This window comes from Actibacterium ureilyticum (assembly GCF_002285435.1).
GTDB lineage: Bacteria > Pseudomonadota > Alphaproteobacteria > Rhodobacterales > Rhodobacteraceae > Actibacterium_C > Actibacterium_C ureilyticum.
On sequence record NZ_NSBT01000042.1, the window covers coordinates 1 to 4,517 of the forward strand.

General features: G+C 58.6%; 5 protein-coding genes and 1 pseudogene. All 6 read left to right on the forward strand.

Translation table 11 applies throughout. The annotated features are described in order from the left end of the window. Window positions 1–192, forward strand: a 192-nt coding sequence (locus CLM60_RS21110; RefSeq protein ID WP_217983315.1) for a hypothetical protein, incomplete at its 5' end; no start/stop codon positions are given. 38 nt (window positions 193–230) lie between these two features. Next, complete coding sequence (locus CLM60_RS20015; protein ID WP_095590916.1) at window positions 231–557, forward strand: hypothetical protein; 327 nt, start codon at window positions 231–233, stop codon at window positions 555–557. Next, window positions 514–1,011 (forward strand): annotated as a pseudogene (locus CLM60_RS20020) (lytic transglycosylase domain-containing protein); the annotation flags it as partial. The gene CLM60_RS20015 and the pseudogene CLM60_RS20020, both read left to right, overlap by 44 nt. Window positions 1,012–1,157: 146 nt before the next feature. Beyond that, window positions 1,158–2,792, forward strand: a complete 1,635-nt coding sequence (locus CLM60_RS20025; RefSeq protein WP_141246441.1) for a Mu transposase C-terminal domain-containing protein — start codon at window positions 1,158–1,160, stop codon at window positions 2,790–2,792. 1 nt (window position 2,793) lies between these two features. Then, window positions 2,794–3,675, forward strand: a complete 882-nt coding sequence (locus CLM60_RS20030) for a TniB family NTP-binding protein (RefSeq protein WP_095587516.1) — start codon at window positions 2,794–2,796, stop codon at window positions 3,673–3,675. After that, on the forward strand, window positions 3,672–4,463 hold the full coding sequence (locus CLM60_RS20035) for a TniQ family protein (protein ID WP_040610016.1): 792 nt from the start codon (window positions 3,672–3,674) through the stop codon (window positions 4,461–4,463). Before CLM60_RS20030 ends, CLM60_RS20035 begins: the two co-directional genes overlap by 4 nt. The last annotated feature ends 54 nt before the right edge of the window (window positions 4,464–4,517 follow it).

Genomic DNA, 4,517 nt, shown 5'->3' on the forward strand with positions numbered 1-4,517 from the left:
CGCGAACAGCAACGGTGCGTTGCGCGCAATAAACAAGCGCAGGGCAAAACTCCTTTGCCGCCTTTAAGATTATCATTCTGTCGGCTATCACCGTTATCGGAGCAAGGCGAACTTCGTCAACACGTTATTATTGTCTTGCTATCATTAATGTTGTTTTGTATCGCTCACGGTGTTGCGACCCCGTGGGCCTGATACTGCACCCAGGCAGAACAAGGACCCAAGGGAAGGCCATGATAGAAGAAGCCCCGAATGTGGTTACAGAAGGCGGACTGCGCGGCTTGCTCGCCGAGGGCTACCTCATTGAGGTGGTCTGCAAGGAGAGAGCAGAGAAGCGCCATAACAGTTGGTACGGCTCGTGGGTCATCCGCGCCGTCGCCACTGATGGGCGTGACGATAAGATGCTCGTCACCAGCCGAAGCGTCCTCAAGCTCCGCGACTTCAAAACCATCGTTGGCCTTGTCAGTTTCTTGGCCGACATGGGCTGTACGACCGCTAGCATCCCACTTGAAGAAGGTGGCCGCGAGCGCCACGCCGCGCCTCCGGTCAAAGGCAGCTGACCGCGCGACTGCGCTCGTCGTTGCTTTGGGTACAGGCGTTTGTTCCGCGCCCCCGGCCCTGGCCGACGGTTTCATCTTTTCGGTTGGCCCAGACGGCCAATTGATTTCCTCTTCTCAAGAGGCAAACGGGCGCCTTTTTCTCTTCGCAGAACCTCGCGTTCCTGACGCAACGAGCGAGACAGCGATCCCGGCTCGATCCGCCGCCCGCGCCACCCCAGAAATCCTCCATGCGATCGAGACCACGGCTCTGCGGTATGCCGGGCATGGTGCGCTGCGTCGCGCAGGGCTTTCAGTCACTGATTGGGCGCTCCTTTACCGGGCCAATATCGAAGTCGAGAGCGCATACAATCCAGCTGCACGTAGCCCTGTCGGTGCCATAGGCCTTGGCCAGCTTATGCCGGATACCGCCCGCGACCTCGGCGTGGACCCACATGACATTGCGCAGAACCTCGACTGTCGCGTAGCCCTTAATTGTGAGATGGGAAATCCAACGAAATCAACGGCTGAGTTTTGCCCTTAAATATGAGATTTTGCCTTTAATTCTGATATTTTTGCCCTTAAACCTGAGACAGGGTTCACAGACATTTGCGGCAAATATCGATGAATGATGATGGCGAAGACTCCGTTGCCGTTGGTGCTGAAGAGGCGCGCAGGGCCGCGGTGCTGCGCCCTCTTGTTCAGGCATATCTCAATGGGACTGGCAGCCTGGAACGTGGCATCAATGACGCCGTTTGGGAGCTTGGTGTCAGCAGGGCGACGGTCTGGCGTTGGATAAAACGGTTGGCGGAAGAGGGTGGGCGCACCAGCGCTCTGGCTCCGCGGAAACGGGGCCGCCCGACCGGGACGATGTTAATATCCAGCAAAGTCGAAGCGGTAATCGAGGAGCACCTTCGCCGCTATTTCTTGCGCCGGGAGCGTTCGAGCTTGTCGCGCGTCGTGACAGAAATCCGCAGCGCTTGCTGGCAGGAGGGCTTGCAACCGCCGACACGGCGAACGGTTCAGCGTCGTCTGGATGCGATGGATGCCCGCGAAGTTGCGAAGGCACGAGAGGGCGCAAAGGCGGCCCGCCAGAAATTTGCGCCGGTCACAGGTGAGAACAAGGCCAGTATGCCACTGGAGATCGTCCAAATTGATCATACACCGGCGGACATCATTCTTGTCGACGGCTTTGAACGCAAACCAATTGGGCGGCCTTGGGTCACGCTGGCGATCGACGTCGCAACGCGGATGGTGACCGGATATTACACCTCTCTCGAGGCACCTTCGCGTCTGTCAGTGGCGCTTTGCCTGACACAGGCGGTGACCCTCAAGGAGGAACTTCTTGCGGAATTGGCGTGCGATGTTCCTTGGCCGGCACAGGGCAAACCGCACAGCATCCACGTCGATAACGGTCGCGATTTCCGGTCGCGCGCCTTTCGGTCGGCCTGTGCGGATTGGGGGATCGATCTGGTCTATCGACCGCCAGCAAGTCCTCACTTCGGTGGTCACATCGAACGGTTGATCGGCACCATGATGGGGGCCGTTCACCTGTTGCCGGGAACAACGCAATCCTCGATCGCGGCAAAGGGCGACTATGACGCCGAAAGCAAGGCCACGATGACGTTGAGCGAATTCGATCGCTGGTTTGCTCTGGAAATCTGCCGTTACAACAACAGCATTCATTCAAGTCTTGGCTGCACGCCCGTTGCCAAATGGGAGGCGCTCTCAGAGCAAATGACAGGCGACATCCCCTTCGAGATGGAAGCCTTTCAGGTGAGCTTCCTGCCGAGTGAACCGCGCAAGATCAGGCGTGACGGCATCCATCTGTTCCAGATAAGGTACTGGTCCGATGCCCTTGCAGGCCACATTGGGCGCGGGGATGGAAAGGTGGTCGTTCGCTACGATCCTCGCGATATCTCAATGATCTGGGTCGAACTGGACGATGGCCGGTATGTTGAGGCGCGGTACAGAAACCTGGAAATTCCGCCCGTCTCGCTCTGGGAATATCGCGAAGCGATGAGGAAGGCCCGTGCCCTTGGCAAGTCCGGGTCTAATGAGCTGGTGCTGGCTGAGCTGATCCGACAGCAACGCCAGATCGAAGCTGAAAGCCGGGGCCTGACGAAGGCCGAACGCAGAACCCGTGAAAGAAAAGGGACATTGAAGGGCACGAACTCGGCCGTCTCGACAACCGAAGGGCTGCGCCCGATCGATACGGGTGATACATCGCGCCCATTGTTCAAGGTGGAGAGATGGTGAATTGAGGGCAGGGACAACTGAAGAAGACGGCCGGATCGCCCTCATTCAATCGGATATCTGGATCGGCTTTCCTCGGGCGGAACAGGTGTTGGACCGCTTGCAGGGCATGATCGAAGCGCCACGACAAACCCGTATGCCTGGGCTTCTTGTGCATGGCGCCTCCGGGATCGGAAAGACGATGATTGCCCGAAACCTGTCGCGCAAGTTCGCACCAGAATACGATCCGGCGTCGGGCATCACCCGCACACCGCTTCTGCTGTTGCAAGCGCCGCCCGCACCTGATGAACGGCGGTTTTACCTGCACATCCTGGCCGCCGTCGGCGCCCCGGCGACGGCTCTTAGCGCCCGCGCTCAAAATGTGGCTTCCCTCGAAGTCCGTGTCATCGCGCTCTTACGCGACCTTGGCCTGCGGATGATCATGATCGACGAGGTCCACAATCTCTTGGCCGGGACCCACCGCGAACAGCGCCGATTTCTCAATGTCCTGCGGTATCTCAGCAATGAACTCGAGGTGTCACTGGTCTGCCTTGGGGTCAGCGAGGCCGTCGATGCTATTCGCGGTGATATCCAGCTTGCCCGACGGCTGGACGAACATCATCTGCCAAACTGGCGCGACGATGCCGAGTTCTCGGACATGATCCAGACCCTTATTGCTGCCATGCCACTGGAAAAGAAGTCCAACCTGAAGGTCAAATCTCTCAAGCAGGTCTTGGCACTGACCGGTGGGGTGACCTCGCGCATCTTCGCTCTGGTCAAGGATCTTTCCATCGACGCCATTATCACAGGCGAGGAATGCATCACCGATGACGCAATCGCAAAATGGACGCCGGTTTGGTCGCGCCATGCGAACCCCCATCGGCGGCTCCAGAAGTCCCGGGTGTGAAGCCGCACCCGCTGCCCAAGACTGTCGCGCCGCTGCCAGACGAGTTGTTGTCAGGTTGGTTGTCTCGGCTGGCGGCGGCCAACTACTGTGATGATGCGGAACTACTGGCTCATCTCAGAATCGATACCGCGCATGGCACCGCCTTGGACTTCAACGTCGACGCGGCTGCGGCGGCGAAGATTGCCAACGCCGCACGGGTTAACCCAGATGTTGTTCGATCTTTGACCTTTCCGGCAATGACGCCACGAGAAGCCTCACTGACGGCTCAGATGCCATTCCAGCATTGCCTGCGATGCTCCAGAGAGGGTCTTTTGCTCAGGCATTGGAGGCGGGCCTGGGCATTTGACTGCCAAGTTTGCGGGACGAGACTTGTGCAGACCCTTGGCAAACTCCGTGAGGAACAAATATCTGGAAAACTGATATACCGAGCGCGCCGCGGGGCAGAGATGCTTGAGTGCGCCGCGCGCTCGCGCGGCCCCAAGCAACTTCGGCGCGCAATGCGCGCAGTCACCTTTGCCATGTCACTCAAAACCTTCCGCGGGGATCCGTCGTTCGCTGTCCAGAACCCCAGATCGGAAGTTAGGCTGTTCTGCCTCGCCGCAATCGCCGCCGCTCGATCTCATCCCTTGGCTAAGGCAGCCATCGTCAGCAAAAGCATCGACGACTATGCAAGGGTTGCTCTCTTGCGCGCCTTCGAGAAGGAGCCTCGATTGCTTGCCGCGGTTGATCACATCGCGCAAAGGTGCGCGAGAAACAGGGGCCCCATGACAGCCGTATCTCACAATTAAGGGCAAAAATTGTCGCCAAACGCGTCGCGTCTCAGATTAAAGGGCAACGCGACA